General features: G+C 56.8%; 14 protein-coding genes. All 14 read right to left on the minus strand.

Going from position 1 to position 17,348, the window contains the following annotated elements; all coding sequences use genetic code 11:
• Positions 1-404: 404 nt before the first annotated feature.
• The gene (locus BN1123_RS00570; RefSeq protein ID WP_042024845.1) at positions 405-1,535 is read right to left on the minus strand and encodes a ribosomal protein uL16 3-hydroxylase; all 1,131 of its coding nucleotides are present in this window, start codon (positions 1,533-1,535) and stop codon (positions 405-407) included.
• A gap of 216 nt (positions 1,536-1,751) precedes the next feature.
• Positions 1,752-3,122 carry an adenylosuccinate lyase gene (gene purB / locus BN1123_RS00575; RefSeq protein WP_042024846.1) on the minus strand — a complete coding sequence of 457 codons (1,371 nt, stop codon included), beginning with the start codon at positions 3,120-3,122 and terminating at the stop codon, positions 1,752-1,754.
• A 121-nt stretch (positions 3,123-3,243) separates the two neighbouring features.
• Positions 3,244-3,855, minus strand: coding sequence for a high frequency lysogenization protein HflD (gene hflD, locus BN1123_RS00580; RefSeq protein ID WP_026455796.1), 612 nt, complete (start codon positions 3,853-3,855; stop codon positions 3,244-3,246).
• 90 nt (positions 3,856-3,945) lie between these two features.
• Positions 3,946-5,052 (minus strand): tRNA 2-thiouridine(34) synthase MnmA, encoded by a 1,107-nt coding sequence (gene mnmA / locus BN1123_RS00585; RefSeq protein ID WP_042024847.1) that lies wholly within the window; start codon positions 5,050-5,052, stop codon positions 3,946-3,948.
• A 157-nt stretch (positions 5,053-5,209) separates the two neighbouring features.
• Positions 5,210-5,677 carry an NUDIX hydrolase gene (locus BN1123_RS00590; protein WP_042024848.1) on the minus strand — a complete coding sequence of 156 codons (468 nt, stop codon included), beginning with the start codon at positions 5,675-5,677 and terminating at the stop codon, positions 5,210-5,212.
• A gap of 26 nt (positions 5,678-5,703) precedes the next feature.
• Positions 5,704-6,570 carry a 23S rRNA pseudouridine(2457) synthase RluE gene (rluE, locus tag BN1123_RS00595; RefSeq protein ID WP_042024849.1) on the minus strand — a complete coding sequence of 289 codons (867 nt, stop codon included), beginning with the start codon at positions 6,568-6,570 and terminating at the stop codon, positions 5,704-5,706.
• Between the two features lie 76 nt (positions 6,571-6,646).
• Entirely contained in the window at positions 6,647-7,414 is a 768-nt protein-coding gene (locus tag BN1123_RS00600) for a PTS sugar transporter subunit IIA (RefSeq protein ID WP_042024850.1), read from the minus strand.
• Positions 7,414-7,719 (minus strand): PTS fructose transporter subunit IIB, encoded by a 306-nt coding sequence (locus tag BN1123_RS00605; RefSeq protein ID WP_042024851.1) that lies wholly within the window; start codon positions 7,717-7,719, stop codon positions 7,414-7,416. Before BN1123_RS00605 ends, BN1123_RS00600 begins: the two co-directional genes overlap by 1 nt.
• 231 nt (positions 7,720-7,950) lie before the next feature.
• Complete coding sequence (gene uhpT, locus BN1123_RS00610) at positions 7,951-9,357, minus strand: hexose-6-phosphate:phosphate antiporter (protein ID WP_042024852.1); 1,407 nt, start codon at positions 9,355-9,357, stop codon at positions 7,951-7,953.
• A 461-nt stretch (positions 9,358-9,818) separates the two neighbouring features.
• Positions 9,819-11,726, minus strand: a complete 1,908-nt coding sequence (locus BN1123_RS00615) for a PTS fructose transporter subunit IIABC (protein WP_042024853.1) — start codon at positions 11,724-11,726, stop codon at positions 9,819-9,821.
• Positions 11,727-12,360: 634 nt separating this feature from the next.
• Complete coding sequence (locus tag BN1123_RS00620) at positions 12,361-13,152, minus strand: XAC2610-related protein (protein WP_042024854.1); 792 nt, start codon at positions 13,150-13,152, stop codon at positions 12,361-12,363.
• Between the two features lie 49 nt (positions 13,153-13,201).
• Positions 13,202-13,726 carry a hypothetical protein gene (locus tag BN1123_RS21160; RefSeq protein ID WP_156130260.1) on the minus strand — a complete coding sequence of 175 codons (525 nt, stop codon included), beginning with the start codon at positions 13,724-13,726 and terminating at the stop codon, positions 13,202-13,204.
• Positions 13,727-14,012: 286 nt separating this feature from the next.
• Positions 14,013-14,207, minus strand: coding sequence for a hypothetical protein (locus BN1123_RS21165; protein WP_156130262.1), 195 nt, complete (start codon positions 14,205-14,207; stop codon positions 14,013-14,015).
• Between the two features lie 948 nt (positions 14,208-15,155).
• On the minus strand, positions 15,156-16,583 hold the full coding sequence (rimO, locus tag BN1123_RS00625) for a 30S ribosomal protein S12 methylthiotransferase RimO (protein WP_224212398.1): 1,428 nt from the start codon (positions 16,581-16,583) through the stop codon (positions 15,156-15,158).
• Positions 16,584-17,348 lie beyond the last annotated feature (765 nt).

Consider the following 17,348-nt stretch of genomic DNA (forward strand, 5'->3'; position numbering starts at 1 on the left):
CCAGAGTGCGGCGGGTAGTCTCCTTCTCCTCCTGCTTCGCCACATACTCATCTTTCTTGTCCAGCGCCTTGTCGCGGCCCTGGCTGATCTGCTCCGGGGTCAGCTTGGGATAGGCGTTGTCATAACCGGGCAACGGCATGGGACGAGTGCTGATCTGCATGGGATACCCTCTCTCTTGAACCTGTCTGCTTGAGCAATGACCGCATGATACGAGCTTTTACTTGTGCAAAAAAGCATCATCAGGCGCGCCGTCAAGAGTGGGTTCAGCTTCGAAAGCCGGTTGTGGAGCAGGCAAGAAGTGAAAAGAGCCGCTGGGTCGGCCTGGTTGGCAGCAGATGATGTGAAGTCGGTGGCCACAGAGATAAAAAAGGCGCCCGAAGGCGCCTTTTGTCACAGCGAGAGGATCAGTTGAAGAACCAGTAACCGCGGTTGACCAGCCGGGTCAGCAGCTGCAGGAAGCCGGCCTGATCGGCGAGTTCCACCATGTCGGCCTGGGTGACCATGTCCTTGTCGCACAAGAGCGAAATGGCCGCCGCATCCTCGCTCGGCAGGGTCCAGGCTTCGCCGTCGATGTAGCAGGTCTGGCTTTCGCCGCTAAACCAGACAGAGCGCAGCCCCGGCACCTTGATGGCGGGCTCACCCTGGGTCAGCAGGTCGGCCACTTCCTCGGCGCTGTAGTCCGGCTCCACCGGATTGACGTCCAGATCGTGCTTGGCCTCGGAGATCATGGTGCCGAACCACTCCTTGAACAGGGTCTCGTCATCGAGGGCCTGTTGCATCAGCTCGCGCAGGCGGTGCAACTCGTGGGGCTGGATTTCGCCGTGGCGGGCGCGGGGCTTGAGGTCAGGATCACCGTAGCGCTCGGTACGCAGGTCGTTGTCGATCAGATGGTCGGCAAAGGAGGAGATAAGCGCCTTGGCGTCCGGTGCACGGAAGCCCACCGAGAAGTTCAGGGAGGGCTCGATGGCATAGCCCTCGTGGGGGAATCCGGGCGGAATGTAGAGGATATCGCCCGGCTCCATGATGACGTCGATGATCGCCTCGAACGGCTCGCAGTGCAGCAGGGCGGCGTGGGCGGCGAACTCATTGCGCGGTGTGGCATCGCCGACGCGCCAGTGGCGCTTGCCCTGACCCTGGGTGATGAAGACGTCGTAGTTGTCGATGTGGGGGCCGACACCGCCATGGGGGGTGGAGAAGCTCACCATCACATCGTCAAAACGCCAGCCCGGGATGAACTGGAACGGCAGTGCCAGCTCGTTGACCTCGGGCGCCCAGTGGTTGCAGGCCTGCACCAGAATGGTCCAGTTCTCCTCACCCAGGTGATCGTAGGATTCGAAGGGGCCGTGGGCTGCCTCCCACTTGTTGTTGAAGCGGGTGACCAGGCGCGATTCAATCACCTCTTCCATGGCCAGACCCGCCAGCTCGTCCGGGCTGATGGGATCCTGAAAGTCGGTGAAGCCGCCCTTGATAAGGAGCGGACGCTTCTGCCAGTAGTGCTCGAGGAAGTGAGCGATATCCAGATTGAGTTGGTACATGGTGCTTCTCGTATCTTGTGAGAGAGGGCTTGCCCAAGACGGGCTTGGGCAAGGCCACTCGGTTGAACATAACTACGTAGTTGAACACAGCTACGCAGTTGAGCATGGCTACGTCGTTGAACATAGTGACGCAGGTCGAAAATAGTGACCCGGGTTGAAAATAACAGGGGCCCTGTGGCAGAGCATGCACAGGGCCCCTGTTCATTGGTTATCAGCTTATTTCAGCAGATCGACCAGACGCTGGGCGTCGCCGATATAGTTGGCCGGGGTCAGCTTCTTCAGCTCGACCTTGACGGCTTCCGGCAATTCCAGCGTGTCGATAAAGGTGCGCATTCCTTCGGCGTCCACGCGACGGCCACGGGTCAGCTCTTTGAGCTTCTCATAGGGCTTCTCGATGCCGTAGCGGCGCATCACGGTCTGGATCGGTTCGGCCAGCACTTCCCAGTTGGCATCCAGATCGGCGGCCATGGCATCGCTGTTGGCTTCCAGCTTGGAGATACCCTTCAGGGTCGCCTGATAGGCAATCAGGGAGTAACCCACCGCCACGCCCAGGTTGCGCAGCACGGTCGAGTCGGTCAGATCTCGCTGCCAGCGGGAGATGGGCAGCTTGGCTGCCAAGTGCTGGAACACGGCGTTGGCCAGACCCAGATTGCCTTCGGAGTTTTCGAAGTCGATGGGATTGACCTTGTGCGGCATGGTGGAGGAGCCGATTTCACCGGCGATAGTGCGCTGCTTGAAGTGGCCCAGGGAGATGTAGCCCCACACATCGCGATCGAAGTCGATCAGGATGGTGTTGAAGCGTGCCATGGCGTCGAACAGCTCGGCGATGTAGTCGTGCGGCTCGATCTGGGTGGTGTAGGGGTTCCAGGTCAGGCCCAGAGAGGTGACGAACTCCTCGGAGAACTGGTGCCAGTCAACTTCCGGATAGGCGCTGATGTGGGCATTGTAGTTGCCCACGGCGCCGTTGATCTTGCCGAGGATCTCGACCGCCATGATCTGCTTGAGCTGGCGCTCCAGACGGTAGGCGACGTTGGCCATCTCCTTGCCCATGGTGCTCGGGGTGGCCGGCTGACCGTGGGTGCGCGACAGCAGCGGCATGTCGCGATACTCATGGGCCAGGCGCTTGATCTCGCCGATCAGCTTTTCGCAGTAAGGCTTGATCACCTCTTCCCGGGCGGTTTTCAGCATCAGGCCGTGGGAGTTGTTGTTGATGTCTTCGGAGGTGCAGGCGAAGTGGATGAACTCACTGACGGCGGCGAGCTCAGGGTTCACTTCCACCTTCTCTTTCAGGAAGTACTCCACCGCTTTCACATCATGGTTGGTGGTGCGCTCGATCTGTTTGATGCGCGCGGCGTCGGCTTCGTTGAAGTTGCTGACGATGCCGTCGAGCAGGGCACTGGCGGCCGCGCTCAGGGCAGGGACTTCCGGGATCCCGGCGTGGCTGGCCAGTTTCTGCAACCAGCGCACTTCGACTTCGACGCGAAAACGCAGCAGGCCGAATTCGGAGAAGATGGGACGCAGGGCATCGGCCTTGTCGCCATAACGACCGTCAATCGGGGAAACAGCAGTCAGCGCTGACAGCTCCATGTGGTGAACTCCTGATGTGTGTGGGGGATGCTTATTCACTCGCGCGCTTGCAGTGGTTATCAAGGCTGATGTGCGGCTGTTCACCTTGATGTCGATCTCTCTGCCCGGGCGCGAGCGATGATTAGTAACGTTTGGCCAGTTCGACCATCTTCTTGCGGGCGAAGATGATCTGGGTGCGGCTGCCACCCAGCTGGCGCCACAGCACCACGGCGCGAATGCCGGCCAGCAGCAGGGCGCGCACCTTGTGCTGCACCAGCGGCTGTTGCAGGAACAGCGGGGTGCCCGCTACCTGGATGCGCGGCCCGATGGGGCTGATAAGATCGCTGTAGATGCTCGCCATATTGGCCAGGATCTGCTCGTCGAGCAGATCGAAATGCTGTTGCTGACGGCCGATCTGGCTGATCCGCTCGCCCAGCATGTTGAGAATGTCCTTGCGCTTGGCCAGCTTGCGCTCCAGCGCAATCAGACTCACCACGTAGCGGGTCAGCTCGGCGTTCTTCTGGCTGCCGTCGGCGCCCAGCTGGTCGACCAGGGCGCGGTAGCCATCGCGAATGGCCAGGTGGTTGCCGAATACGTCCAGCGGCTGCTTGGGATCGGTAACCAGGATGCTTTGCAGGCTCTCGCGCAGGGAGGCCTCGTCACAGGTGCCGTCGCGGGCCACCTTCTGTACCAGGTAGGCGGCCTGGCAGATGCCGGCGAAGGCCATGGTTCTGTCTTGGAATTTGTCGCTCACGTATGCTGCCTTCTATTTGTGCTGTTCAACCGGATGACGGGTTTCGGGGCGCTGGCGCCAGGCTTTGCCCCGAAACGGCAGTCTCATCCCTTAGACCGGATGGCTGAAACGCTGTTCGATAATGCCGCCGCCCAGGCACACTTCCCCGTCGTAGAAGACGGCGGATTGGCCCGGGGTCACTGCAGCTTGGCTTTCGTCGAAGATCACCCGGATGGTCTCGTCGTCGATGGGCTGGATCAGGCAGGGGATATCCTGCTGGCGGTAACGGGTCTTGACGGTGCAGCGGCGCGGCTCGCGAATGGGAGTGCGATCCACCCAATGCAATTGGCTCGCGATGAGGCCGTCGGAGTAGAGACGGGGATGTTCGCCCTGGGCGACCACCAGCACATTGCGCTCCACCTCTTTGTCCACCACGTACCAGGCCTCTTCGGTGGCATCCTTGCGGCCACCGATGCCGAGCCCCTTGCGCTGGCCCAGGGTGTGGTACATCAGCCCCTGGTGGGTGCCGATCACCTTGCCATCCACGGTTTCGATGGGGCCGGGCTGGGCGGGCAGGAACTTGGCCAGGAAGTCCTTGAACTTGCGCTCGCCGATAAAGCAGATGCCGGTGGAGTCCTTCTTCTTGGCGGTAATCAGGTCGAGCTGCTCGGCGATGCGGCGCACCTCCGGCTTCTCCAGATCGCCGACCGGGAACAGGCTCTGACCCACTTGGCTTTCACTCAGGGTGTAGAGGAAGTAGCTCTGATCCTTGTTGGTGTCGAGACCGCGCAGCAGGCGCGGACGGCCGGTGCTGTCGTCACGGCGCACATAGTGGCCAGTGGCGATGTAGGTGGCACCCAGCTCTTCGGCGGCAAACTCGAGGAACGCCTTGAACTTGATCTCCTTGTTGCACAGGATATCGGGGTTCGGCGTGCGCCCTGCCTTGTACTCTTCGAGGAAGTGCTCGAACACGTTGTCCCAGTACTCGGCGGCGAAGTTGATGGTGTGGAGTTTGATCCCCAGCTTGTCGCAGACGGCCTTGGCATCAGCCAAATCCTGGGCGGCAGAGCAGTACTCGTCCGTGTCGTCTTCTTCCCAGTTCTTCATGAACAAGCCTTCGACCTGATAGCCCTGCTGCTGGAGCAGGTAGGCCGAGACGGAAGAATCCACGCCGCCGGACATGCCGACGATCACCTTGATTTGGCTGTTGTCTGTCATTAGTCGAAGTTACCAGTTCGTTTAAACGGGGCGTATTCTACCAGAGTTTTGCGCCCCCGGTCACATCTCCATGCCGCCGTTCCCATCAGGAACCCGACGGCAGGAAATCGTTTTTCTCTTCATTGCCCCACGGGGCGAAAATCGGCGTCAAATGGCCTCAGATAAAGGCCTTGAGCGCAGAGAGGGGCAAGCGGGTGCCCGCCAGATAATCCTGGATGCACTGCCACACCAGGGGGCTGCGCAAAGAGGATTTGCACTCGCCAAGCTCCTCTAGTGTCAACCAGTGGCAGGCCAGCACGTCGCCGTCGGGATCCTCTGGATGGTGCTGCCCCGGGGCTTTTTCAAGGTCGAACACCATGGCGATGCGCACATAGGTGGCCTCGCTGTCCGCCGGCTTGTAGAGATAGGTCCCCAGCCAGGCGGTGGGACTGGCGATGAGCCCGGTCTCTTCCTTCAGCTCGCGGCAGGCCGCTTCAAGCAGGTTTTCCCCCGGCTCCACATGGCCGGCAGGCTGGTTGAAGCGGCGCTGACCCCTTATCTCCTCTTCGACCACCAGAAAACGGCCCTGCCAGTGCACCAGGGCGGCGACGGTGAGGCGGGTGGGCAGCGGTGGATGATCGCTCATAGGGACTCCTTGTCTCGTTGATTCATTCAGGATTGGCCGCCGCGGGCCGGTCGGCGCGCGCTGCCCCGGCCACCGCTGCCCCGGCCACCGCTGCCCCGGCCACCGCTGCGGGGCTTGTTGCCGGCAGGGGCCTGGTTTGTGGTTTGAGTTTGCCCCCGTGGTTTGCTGCCTGCGGGGCGTGCCGCCCGGGGGCTATGCGGTTGGCCGGTCTGGCCGCTGCGACGGGGCGGTGGGTTAAGGGGAGCCAGTTCCGGCGCCGGCAGGCTGCGGCTCTCGCCGGGCGCCAGATCATCGAGGGTCCAGTCGCCAATGGCGTAGCGGATAAGACGCAAGGTGGGGTGGCCGATATGGGCGGTCATGCGTCGCACCTGGCGGTTGCGCCCCTCGATGATCTTGATCTCGAGCCAGCAGGTGGGGATCTCCATGCGCTCGCGAATGGGCGGATTGCGTGGCCACACGTCGGGTTCATCCATGATGCGCGCCCCGGCGGGTAGAGTCATGCCGTCATTAAGCTCCACACCGGCGCGCAGGGCCTTCAGTGCCGCTTCGCTCGGCACTCCTTCCACCTGCACCCAGTAGGTCTTGGGGGTCTTCTCCCCCGGCTGGGTGAGGCGTGCCTGCAACTTGCCGTCATTGGTGAGCAGCAAGAGGCCCTCGCTGTCGCGGTCGAGCCGACCCGCGGCATAGATGCCGGGCTCTTTGATGTAATCCTTGAGGGTCTTCCGCCCGGCCTCGTCGGTGAACTGGCAGAGCACCATGTAGGGTTTGTTCAGCAGCAGGAGCTTGCGATCGGCCGGGGCCATCTGTGGCTTGCGAGGCGCGGAGGAGACTCGGGGCCCCTTGTCACGAGGTGGGCGCGCAGAGAGGGAGAGGCGGGAGCGGGCAGATTTCATCGGATACACACGTCAAACGAACAATGGCAGCGAGTGTATCACAGGGGCTTGTCGGCGAGATGAACGGGGGCGCTTTTCAGCCGAGCAGGCTCTCGACGACGATGGCCTGGCGGGCAGGGGATGAACTTGCCTTGAGCAGGGCGCTGGCGATGACGTCGTCTAGCATGGCGCGGGCCAGCCGGGTGAGGGGAAGCAGGGTCTCGCGCGGGCTACCGGCGGGGATCGCCAGCAGGATGAGAGTCTGCACCGGCCCTATCCGGGAGCCCCACTCGATGGGGGCCTTGCTGGCCAGCAGGGCCAGCGCGGGCCGGGTCACCCTTGCGCTCAACACATGGGGCATGGCAAGCCCCGGTCGTATGATGGTGGCGGCGATCTGTTCACGCGAGGCAATCTCGTCGGCCAGCCCGGCGCTGTCGGTGACCAGCTGGGCAGGCAGCAGATTGATAAGCTGCGAGAGGGCCTGGGGCTTGTCCAGCCCTGTCTGGCAGTGGCCAAGCTGGGTCAGGGTAAAGCAATAGTCGGGCAGGGCGTCGGCCAGGCGCTGCTCGGCCAGGGCGGCGGTTGCCGGGCGCACCAGTGGCTGGCCCAGCTCGCCGCACCAGCAGGTAAAGGCCATGTGGGCCAGCTCGGCGTCGTTCCCCTCTATCTGCAACTGGCAGAGATCCCCGGGCTGGATGGCCAGGGTGAGCAGGGAGAGCTGGTTGCTCACTGTCACGGTTTGGCGGCGGGTGAGATTGGCGCCGCGAATGCAGGATTTGAACATCCCTGCCAGCCGACTCAGTTGCTTGGCCTGGGTGATGCTCATGCCATGATGACAGTAGAAGGTGATCTCGCGGGTCAGCATCAGGCCTGCAGCGGCAGCCCCCTGAGCACGGCCTGGGCATTGAGCAACACTGTCTCGAGGCGCACCTGATGGGTGCGACAGCCGAGAAAGCGATCTTTTTGCTCGATCTCGATGTCCGAGGCGATCAGCACCAGTTCGGCGGCGGCGATGTCCCGGGCGGTCAACATGTTCTCCATCCCCATGGCTCCCTGGGTCTCTACCTTGATCTTGAGACCAAGAGCGGCGGCGGCTTTTTGCAGGGCCTCGGCGGCCATGTAGGTGTGGGCGATGCCGGTGGGACAGGCGGTGACGGCGACGATCTTCATCAGCTCTCTGTTTTGTTGGCAAAAGGGTGCCACAAGATAGCGCCAACTCCGGACGCTTGCCAAAGGCGGGGGCTGAAAATGGGATCTGGAGTGGGACCTGACCTTGTGTCTGTACACGTAGCGTGCAGGGGCGGGGTCATTTGATGATGGCTGAGACCGATAAAAAACCGGCCCGTCAACTGGACGGGCCGGATGGACACAAGAGCGTGTATGGAGTAGGAACTCTGTCCCTTAGGCGGACTGGGTTGCCAGCTCGGCGGCTTTCAGCTCGCGCTTGAGGCGGCGGATCTTGCGCTCTTCCGCGATGGCCACACAGGCCATCAGCACCAGACAGGCGGCTGCGGCAATGTCGAGCGCGGCGAAGGTGCCGCTCCAGCCGGTCAGGCCGAAGATGGGGGTACCGTCGGCGATCATGCCCAGACCCAGTTTGGCGAAGCTGTCACCGATGAGGTAGGCGAAGGTACCCTTGACGCCATCGGCCACACTGATCCCCTGCTTGGGTACGAAGCCCACGGCGGCCACGCCGATCAGCAGTTGCGGACCAAACACCAGGAAGCCCAGCAGGAACAGGGAGCCCAGGAACATGAACTGGGTGGTGGCGTGCTGGTAGAGACCCAGGGTGGCGATGATGAGTGCCAGTGCCACGCAGGCCACCAGACCACGACGACCGTTGGCCAGATCGGAGAGGTAACCCCACATCAGGGTGCCGACCAGGGCGCCCACTTCGAAGAAGGTAAAGCCCTGGATGGCGACGTCCTTAGAGAAGCCGAGCTCCTGGTGGGCATAGACGGTGGACCACTGGTCGATACCGATGCGCACCACGTAGAGGAAGATGTTGGCAAAGCAGAGCAGCCAGATCACCTTGTTCATCAGCACGTACTTGACGAAGATCTGCCATTTGGTGAGCTTCTGCTCTTCGGTGGCGACGTCCTCTTCGCTAGCCGCTTCGTCAAACAGCTCTTCCACCTTGCCAAGGCCGTAGGCTTCCGGTGAATCGCTACCAAAGCGCAGGCCGATAAAGCCGACGATCAGCGCAATGATGGAGGGGAAGATGAACATGCCGAGCACGTTGCCATCGAACAGGTAGTTGGCACCGAACAGCGCCACACCGGCCGCACCGGCGCCACCCACGTTGTGGGAGAGGTTCCACATGCCCAGATAGGTGCCGCGCTTGTTGCGGGGGGTCCACTTGGTGATGGTGGAGTAGCTGCAGGAGCCGCCACAGCTCTGGAAGAAGCCGCTCAGGGCGTAGAAGAAGATCATCAGGTAGAGGCTAAAACCCGTGCCACCCATGCTGGCACTGAAGCCCAGCATGCACAGGGCTGAGAGGATCAGCATCAGCGGCAGGAACTGCTTGGTGTTCTTGCCGTCGGCATAGTAGGAGAGGATGGTCTTGCCCACGCCATAGGTGATGGAGAAACCAAGACCGATCATGCCAAGCTCGGTCATGGAGAGACCGTAGGTCTGGATCATGTCGTTCTGCGCAATGTTGAAGTTCTTGCGGATCAGATACATGGTCAGATAGCCGATGAATACAACCAGATAGGATTGCATAAACGGCTTGAACCAGAGTTTGCGCCGGGCTTCGACCGGCAGATCCAGGGTGGGCACCCGGACCTGTTGGAGCAGTTTCAACATCTTCGTTCATCCTCTGCGAGATAGACGCTATTTCCGCCGTGCCTCCCGCCTGTTTATTGGTCGTTGTTCAAGCGTTGGAAGAGGTCACGTCATGAAAGGGGGATGGCAAACGCGGCGCTCGGCCGCAGTTTTGTCCATATGAACCCGGGCCCGGCACGGGATCGGCGGGGCTTTCGCCACGCGCTGTGCGGGTCACGACATCAGGTGAGCTGACTCTAGTCAGGGGGGGAATAAATGGCTTGAGAGCCATCCCTAGCAGGAGTAGGAAATTTTCCTAATTTTGTCCGATTTCGCCATCAAGCGTGAAGATGATCACATTGCGCCAAGGGCAATCGGAGCTGAGCGGGCCGGGATGAGTAGAGGGCGCAACCATTTTTGTTTGAGCCGTTTGTCCACTGACGCAAAGAAGCCACCCTGGGGTGGCCTCTTGTTATGACTGACGGTCACTGACGGGGGAGCGCTCAGGCCGCTTTGGCGAGCATGGCCTCATCGCTCTTCTTCATGCGCAGTTTTTTCAGGGCAACCGCCACCACGCCAGTGACGATGGCGCCGCAGATCATGCAGAGCAGGGCCAGCAGCGGTTTGTTGACCGCACCCAGCAGGGCCACGATGGGGCCACCGTGAGCGACGCTGTTGGTGATGCCAAACAGGAAGGCCATCACGGCGGCGGTCATGCTGCCCAGTACGTTGGCCGGAATGACGGCGAGGGGGTCGCGGGCGGCAAACGGGATGGCACCCTCGGAGATCCCCACCAGACCCATGGCACCGGCGGCCTTGCCCGCTTCGATTTCAGAGGCATCGAAGATGCCGAGCTTGCGACCGAGCACGGTAGCCAGCGACATGCCAAGGGGGGCGACCGGGATAGCGCAGGCCATGGCACCCATGAACTGGGTCTGGCCGGAGGCGATCATGCCCACCGAGAACAGGAAGGCTACCTTGTTGACCGGGCCACCCATGTCAAAGCCGGCCATGCCACCGAGCACGATCCCCAGCAGTACCAGGCTGCCACCGCTCATGGAGAGCAGCATGGCGTTCAGACCCGTCATCATGTCGGCGATGGGAGCACCGATGATGAAGATAAAGACGGCGGCGATAAAGAGCGACCCGACGATGGGGGCGATGAGGATCGGCACCAGCGGCTGCACCATCTTGTGGTACTGGCGAGTCGCAATCCAGCGCACCAGATAGCCGACCAGGAGGCCTGCTATGATGGCGCCGATAAAGCCGGTGCCGGCGTCGGCGCCGTAGAAGCTGCCGTTGTTGGCGATCCAGCCGCCGATAAAGCCCGGCGCCAGCGCCGGACGATCACCGATGGCGTAGGCGATATAGCCCGCCAGGATGGGGATCATCAGGGTAAAGGCGGCCACGCCCACGTTGAGGATCTGGTTCCACATGCTCCCTTCCGGGATCTGCATGCCGCTTGGGGTCGGGTTGCCGCCGATGGCGAGCGACAGGGCAATCAGCAGGCCCCCCGTGACCACAAACGGGATCATGTGGGAGACGCCGTTCATCAGATAGCGATAGAGATCCGAACTGCCGCCGGTGCTCTTCTCCTCACTCTTGCGCTCATCCTTGTCCGCCACATAGGCGGGGGCCTTCAGGGCCTGCTCGATCAGCCCCTTGCCATCCTTGATGGGCGCCTTGACGCCGGTTTTGATAAGCGGTTTGCCATTGAAGCGGGCCATGTCCACCTGCTTGTCGCAGGCCACCACGATGGCGCTGGCGCGGGCGATTTCGTCCGCGGTCGGGCTGTTCTTGACGCCGATGGAGCCGTTGGTCTCCACCTTTACTTCGTAACCGAGTTCACGGGCGGCGCGCTCCAGGGATTCCGCCGCCAGATAGGTGTGGGCGATGCCGGCCGGGCAGCCGGTGACGCCAATGATCAACCCCTTGCTGGTGGTCGCAGTGACGGCTTGCTCCTCTTTTTTCTCAAGCAGCAGCGCCAGTGCCTCGGCCGGACTCTTGGCCGCCAGCAATGCATCGATAAAGCCCTCTTCAATCAGCTTGGCGGAGAGCTCGGCCAGCACCTCGATATGGTGGTTGGCGCCCCCGTCGGGGGAGGCGATCATGAAAAAGAGGTGGGACGGCTTGCCATCTTCGGCGCCGTACTCGATGCCGGTGCGGCTGATGCCGATGGCCACCGCCGGGGTGCTCACCGCCGCGCTCTTGGCGTGGGGCAGGGCCACTCCTTCCTCGAAGCCGGTGTTACCGAGTTCCTCACGGGCCCACAAGTCCTTGATAAAGGCCTGCTGGTCGCTGACCTTGCCTTGCGCCGCCAGCAGGGCGGCCATCTCATGGAAGACCCCCTCCTTGTGCGTCGCTTTCAAATCGAGATTGATCAGATGTTCATTGATCAGTGTGGTGATCATGGCGCTCTCCCCGCTCCCTTGATGGAGCTGTTGGTATGCCGCTCTTGTACGGCCGGCATGCAGACAAAACTTGACCTGGCTATTATCGCGCCGGGGAGTCAGTCACCCTATCGGACAAATGTGCGAATAACTGGATTTTTGTGCGGTTATGGCCTGAGTGTGACCCTGATCTCACCGCAGAGCAGCTGACAAAATAGGGTTGGATTGAATCGCGAAATTAATTTTTATGGTTAAAAATCAATATATTATACTTTTTCTTATCGAAATGTATTCGCCATGGCACGTGTGGCCCTCTGGACGAAAGTAGGCAAGGGTCTGTAAATTTGTGAGGTAAGAAGGAACCAAAAGGTGTGAGCCACCGCACATAAATGGAGATGATGGGGGAGGTGAAATGGGAAACAAGATAGGGGAAAGGTGGAGAAATGGCTTGAGCCGTCGGAGCCTGACAGCTCACCACAACGCGTGAGTGAAACCACAGGTATGGGCGTCGTAGTCGTAGGGTGCAATGAACGAAGTGAATTGCACCGCTTGTTTGGAGGCAGGAAAGGTAGAGGTGCAATGCGCTGCGCTTATTGCACCCTACCGAATTGATGACGCGAATATCTAAGTATGCTTGGGTATTAAAAGTTCTAGGTTAACTTTTGGCTATTGCTTCTGGAAGATAAAGCCAACGGACAAGGGGGCCTTTTCTGGAGGCAAACCGAATCTTAATCCAGTCATCCTTTTGCTCTAGAATTTCTACTTTGTCATTATGAATAAGATAGGCTTTTGTCTTTGATGTTTTTTTAGGCGATGAGTGGAGAAAGGTTTTCTCGGATGTGATTGGCCAAAGAATTTTCTTGCCATCAAAGTCAATCGCAACGGTGTCCAGTTTATCACCCTTATTATTAAATGTGTGCTCGTAAAGAGGGAAGGTCTCAATCTCGGAGTTTTGGATTTGATACTCTGTTGTTTTATATAGCCAGAGCTCACCCAGAGAATTATATTCGTAAGTGTCGTAATACCATACAGGGCCGGAGCGGCAAGAGCTAACCAAAGAAAGATCGTCTAATCGAACTGCAAGGTTATAGAGATCCCCGCAAGCAGATGCGGGCATTTTATAGTCAGCAAATTTTAACTCTTTAAATGCTACATTTATATGGTCATACAAGAATACATAAAAGACGGTATTTACCATGCCGAGAGAGCTAGAGATTGCGATATCTTTGTAACCATCAAAGTTGAAATCTTTTATGATAATGTCAGATTGCAGTTCATCATCAACACATATCAGTGTTTCTTTCTCTTTTCCGGTAGCTAATAAATAATAACAGTCATTTTCTTTTTGTATTTCAATTTTGACTCCGCCAATCATATAAGATGAGTTTGTCTTTGCTGATACGGAGAAACACAGCAATAAAGCTGTAATGATGAGAAGATATTTCATGGTAATTTATTCTTCTGCGTGAGTTTTTGAAAAGTGTTGCTTTCGTATTTTATTTACTGTCTTGGACAGTTTTTATAAGTGTGAGCTGGTTTTTATCAACGATGTAATAGTTTATGTAATAAATAAAAGACTTTCCGTCTTGACTGTTTTCAACTTTAACCGTTGTGAGAAGGCGGCTATCAATTTGGGGAGATTCTATCCATTCTCCCACCCGGATATCAGAATCATTACTCACATCATATGAGCTATAGGCATTAAATACCGCATCCAGTACCTTACCCGTGCGTTTGTTGACAAGGACTTGATCATAACAACCTGATGAACCACATCCCCAGCCTGTTAGTACATATTCACCAGCATATACAGGCTTTTGTGACAAGGCCGCGGTAAGTCGGGTGCGGAATGTTCTGGCCAATTCAGAGTCTAGTGAAAGTTTGGCTGGCTTACCTTTATATACAGGTGGTGCCGGGTAGTCCTTTGTTCGAAGTGGCACTTGAGATCCGGCCTCACTACCAAATGAGATTTGGCTGAATAACCCGAGGAAACAAAATAAGTAAATCACGCGTGCTTTCATAATGTTTTGTCTTTATATTTAAAGTTGTAGTACCGTAGGGCGCAATGAACTAAGTGAATCACACCGCTTGTTTAGTCACAGAATGTGTGGTGGTTAGAAGGTAGAGGCGATTAGACGAATTACCGAAAAATTATTCATTGCTCGAATCAACGAACTAAGAAGGCAAATATTAATATGGCAACTGGGTGTCTTTATTAAACTTTGGTCTTTAGCAATTTCCTAAGTAGGTAAAACGTTCACCATATATTGATTCATACACAACCCTAAACTTAACACATCTATCGAGTTATTTTATTGCTGAGATTATTTCGTCGGGGTATGGTTCATCCTCAATCTTCAAGATCGTTACCTCTCCCCCCACGCTGATAGCTTCACCTTCAGTTATAGTATGTATAGAGTTATTTGTTCCTGTTACCTCAAGAGCTGATAATGTTTTTGTCACTGGGCATTCGGTGGTTTTTATATAACGATCATCGATCATCGATCATCGATCATCGATCATCGATCATCGATCATCGATTATCACATCAAAGTCAATTATTATCGCTGGGCCTAATTCATTGTTTTTAAACGTAAACTCCATCGGGATGTCTTGATACAAAATTTGATCTATTAGCAGGTGTAGCCTTGTGGATAGCCTATAGTATTGTCTATTTAAATAAGCCTGCCATATAGATACAATTGTCGTTGAAAATGCAATAATTGCAGCAGATGTTGCAATTATTTCACTGTTGCTCAATTTTCATTCCTTTTGGTTTTATGGCTAATAAAATATATTCTTTTAGGGAAATGGGATCTGATGTCTGGGAGTATTTTATAAAAAGAAGGACTATCTATACTTTTAAATAACTAGACCATTTCATTCACTATTTATGTTCGATATCAACTTCAACCGTCTATGAAAATTGCGGTAAACATTATCGTTAGAAATTCTGATTAGAGAAAATCAAATGGGTAACCTCTTGTGTAAGCAATAATTTTTACGCTTCGACGCATATGATTATTGATTTTCATAAAGTGGCCAAACCCCACGCTACCGCCCGTGGATTACAGCCTCCAGCCTGCTGATGTTATCCGGCGATGTGGTGGATGGCGGAACGGCTGCACAGATGTGTCTCTGCAAGAATGGTTGCCAAGTGAGGCATCTTAACCAAGACGGTGGGGGAGCAAAACAGGGAGCCGATAAAAACCGGCTATAGATCAATAAATAAGTTATTAGCCGATGATTATTTGCTCGCCCATGGCTGGCGAGACTGGTTATCGGTGGAGCTCGATGGGCAAAGCAGTATCTGGTTACCGGCCTTGATGTGAGGGATTTCTTGGCTTCGCCTTGAATGACTGTCGCCTCAGGTTGCAACCCTAACTGATCGCCACCGATAGTCAGACAATAAAAAAGCGCCCGAGGGCGCTTTTTTATTGTGAGAGGGGGTTAGCCGATCAGGCTGGCCCACAGGTCATATTCGTCGGCTTCGTCGATGCGAACCTTGACCATGTCGCCGGGCTTGAGGCTGGTTTCACCGTTCAGGTAGACCAGACCGTCGATCTCGGGGGCATCGGCGGCGGAGCGGCCGGTGGCACCCTCTTCATCCACTTCGTCGATGATGATGATCATCTCTTGGCCGACCTTGCGGGCGAGCTTGCGGATGGAGACCTGCTGTTGCAGCTCCATAAAGCGCTGGAAGCGCTCTTCCTGTACCTCTTCGGGCACGGGATCCGGCAATTCGTTGGCCTTGGCCCCTTCCACCGGGCTGTATTTGAAGCAGCCGACGCGATCCAGTTCCGCCTTGTCGATAAAGTCGAGCAGCATCTGGAAATCTTCCTCGGTCTCGCCCGGGAAGCCGACGATAAAGGTGGAGCGCAGGGTGATCTCGGGGCAGATCTCGCGCCACTTCTGGATCCGCTCCAGGGTGCGCTCGACGGTGCCTGGACGCTTCATCAGCTTCAGGATGCGCGGGCTGGCATGCTGCAGCGGGATATCGAGGTAGGGCAATACCTTGCCATCGCGCATCAGGGGGATGACGTCATCCACGTGCGGATAGGGGTAGACGTAGTGCAGACGCACCCAGATATCGAGCTTGGCCAGCTCTTCGCACAGGGCGACCATGCTGGTCTTGACCGGCATGCCGTCGTAGAAGCCGGTGCGGTGTTTTACGTCGACGCCGTAGGCGGAGGTGTCCTGGGAGATCACCAGGATCTCCTTCACGCCGGCCTCTTTCAGGCGCTTGGCCTCGGCCAGTACCTCGCCGATGGGGCGGCTCACCAGATCCCCGCGCATGGAGGGGATGATGCAGAAGGTGCAGCGGTGGTTGCAGCCTTCGGAAATCTTCAGATAGGCGTAGTGACGCGGGGTCAGCTTGACGCCGTGGGCCGGCACCAGGCTGGTAAAGGGGTTGTGTTGCGGCTTCTCCACGTATTTGTGAACGTGGCCCAGCACCTCTTCATAGGCGTGGGGACCGGTGATCTCGAGCACCTTGGGGTGGATCTCGCGGATCTGGTTCTCTTTGGCGCCAAGGCAGCCAGTGACGATCACCTTGCCGTTTTCGGCTAGGGCTTCGCCGATGGCTTCCAGGGACTCCTGCACCGCGCTGTCGATAAAGCCGCAGGTGTTGACGACGACCAGCTCGGCATCGTCATAGCTGGGCACCACGTCGTACCCTTCGGTACGCAGCTGGGTCAGGATGCGCTCGGAATCGACCAGGTTTTTGGGGCAACCCAAGCTCACAAAACCAATCCTTGGATGGTGAGACCTAATAATGCTGGAAGTCGCTTGTTGGACAGGTTGGTCGTCCGATGGCTGAACCCGCGTAGTTGCAGGTGTCAGGCTGTCTGAGCTAGGGTCAAAACGGTTGACGGTCATAGAGGATCGCTGGTCACTAATGCAAAAAAAGATTGCGGATTATACCTGATGAGCGGGAAAGAGGAAGAAGTGATGTGTGCATTTTTTAACCTGTGATATTAGATTTCAATGCGCGATATTTTGTGTCTTTTCTTGAGAGGTGATGACGATGCGATCATCAACAACAGTGTCCTCGGTCACGAGTTCTGACTCGAATTCCTCATGCCAGTGTCTACAGCCTACAGCATGAGGGGGAGATCTACACTAAACAGTTAGGCAGTGCCGATTTGCTTGCAACCTGCGTCATGGATCGCAGTCTGGTGCTGATCATCCTGCTGGTTGCCGCGAACTTCGCTGCCAGTACCAGGAGTTGCTCGTAAGCAGAGTAACTCTTGACTACACCGATACGGGCACAGGTAATTGTCGATCTGATAGTCTGTATTGAGCATGGGGTTTGTCAATAAGTAATAAGTCGACGGGGGGGATAGGTAAAAACCAGCATTGTTGGTTGTAATTTAGTCAAGGGAGGTGATTTTTAACTTCTTTTCACATCCCCCCACTTGAAAAATTCTAAAAATTGTCCATTTACTAATAATAAGAGAGGTAATAAAATTTTAGCGTTTCAACATTCCGCTGCTACGCAGCGAAGAGAAACCAGTTTTACTACCCCTCGCAGGCTTTTTATTGAAGAGAAAATATGAAAGTCTCTCTTGTATATTAAATTTTATTATGCATGGGGCATGCAATAAGTACGCTTATCACTGATAAGCAGAAAGCAGAAAGCAG

This window comes from Aeromonas enteropelogenes (assembly GCF_000819845.1).
Taxonomy (GTDB): domain Bacteria; phylum Pseudomonadota; class Gammaproteobacteria; order Enterobacterales; family Aeromonadaceae; genus Aeromonas; species Aeromonas enteropelogenes.

Excerpts from the sequence above, each read along its gene's own strand:
- rluE (WP_042024849.1), bottom strand. The coding sequence starts at position 6,570 with ATGAAATCTGCCCGCTCCCGCCTCTCCCTCTCTGCGCGCCCACCTCGT.
- BN1123_RS00600 (WP_042024850.1), bottom strand. The coding sequence starts at position 7,414 with ATGCTGACCCGCGAGATCACCTTCTACTGTCATCATGGCATGAGCATC.
- BN1123_RS00620 (WP_042024854.1), bottom strand. The coding sequence starts at position 13,152 with ATGAAATATCTTCTCATCATTACAGCTTTATTGCTGTGTTTCTCCGTA.
- BN1123_RS21165 (WP_156130262.1), bottom strand. The coding sequence starts at position 14,207 with ATGATCGATGATCGTTATATAAAAACCACCGAATGCCCAGTGACAAAA.
- BN1123_RS00590 (WP_042024848.1), bottom strand. The coding sequence starts at position 5,677 with ATGAGCGATCATCCACCGCTGCCCACCCGCCTCACCGTCGCCGCCCTG.
- mnmA (WP_042024847.1), bottom strand. The coding sequence starts at position 5,052 with ATGACAGACAACAGCCAAATCAAGGTGATCGTCGGCATGTCCGGCGGC.
- BN1123_RS00615 (WP_042024853.1), bottom strand. The coding sequence starts at position 11,726 with ATGATCACCACACTGATCAATGAACATCTGATCAATCTCGATTTGAAA.
- uhpT (WP_042024852.1), bottom strand. The coding sequence starts at position 9,357 with ATGTTGAAACTGCTCCAACAGGTCCGGGTGCCCACCCTGGATCTGCCG.
- rimO (WP_224212398.1), bottom strand. The coding sequence starts at position 16,583 with ATGACCGTCAACCGTTTTGACCCTAGCTCAGACAGCCTGACACCTGCA.
- purB (WP_042024846.1), bottom strand. The coding sequence starts at position 3,122 with ATGGAGCTGTCAGCGCTGACTGCTGTTTCCCCGATTGACGGTCGTTAT.
- BN1123_RS00570 (WP_042024845.1), bottom strand. The coding sequence starts at position 1,535 with ATGTACCAACTCAATCTGGATATCGCTCACTTCCTCGAGCACTACTGG.
- BN1123_RS21160 (WP_156130260.1), bottom strand. The coding sequence starts at position 13,726 with ATGAAAGCACGCGTGATTTACTTATTTTGTTTCCTCGGGTTATTCAGC.
- BN1123_RS00605 (WP_042024851.1), bottom strand. The coding sequence starts at position 7,719 with ATGAAGATCGTCGCCGTCACCGCCTGTCCCACCGGCATCGCCCACACC.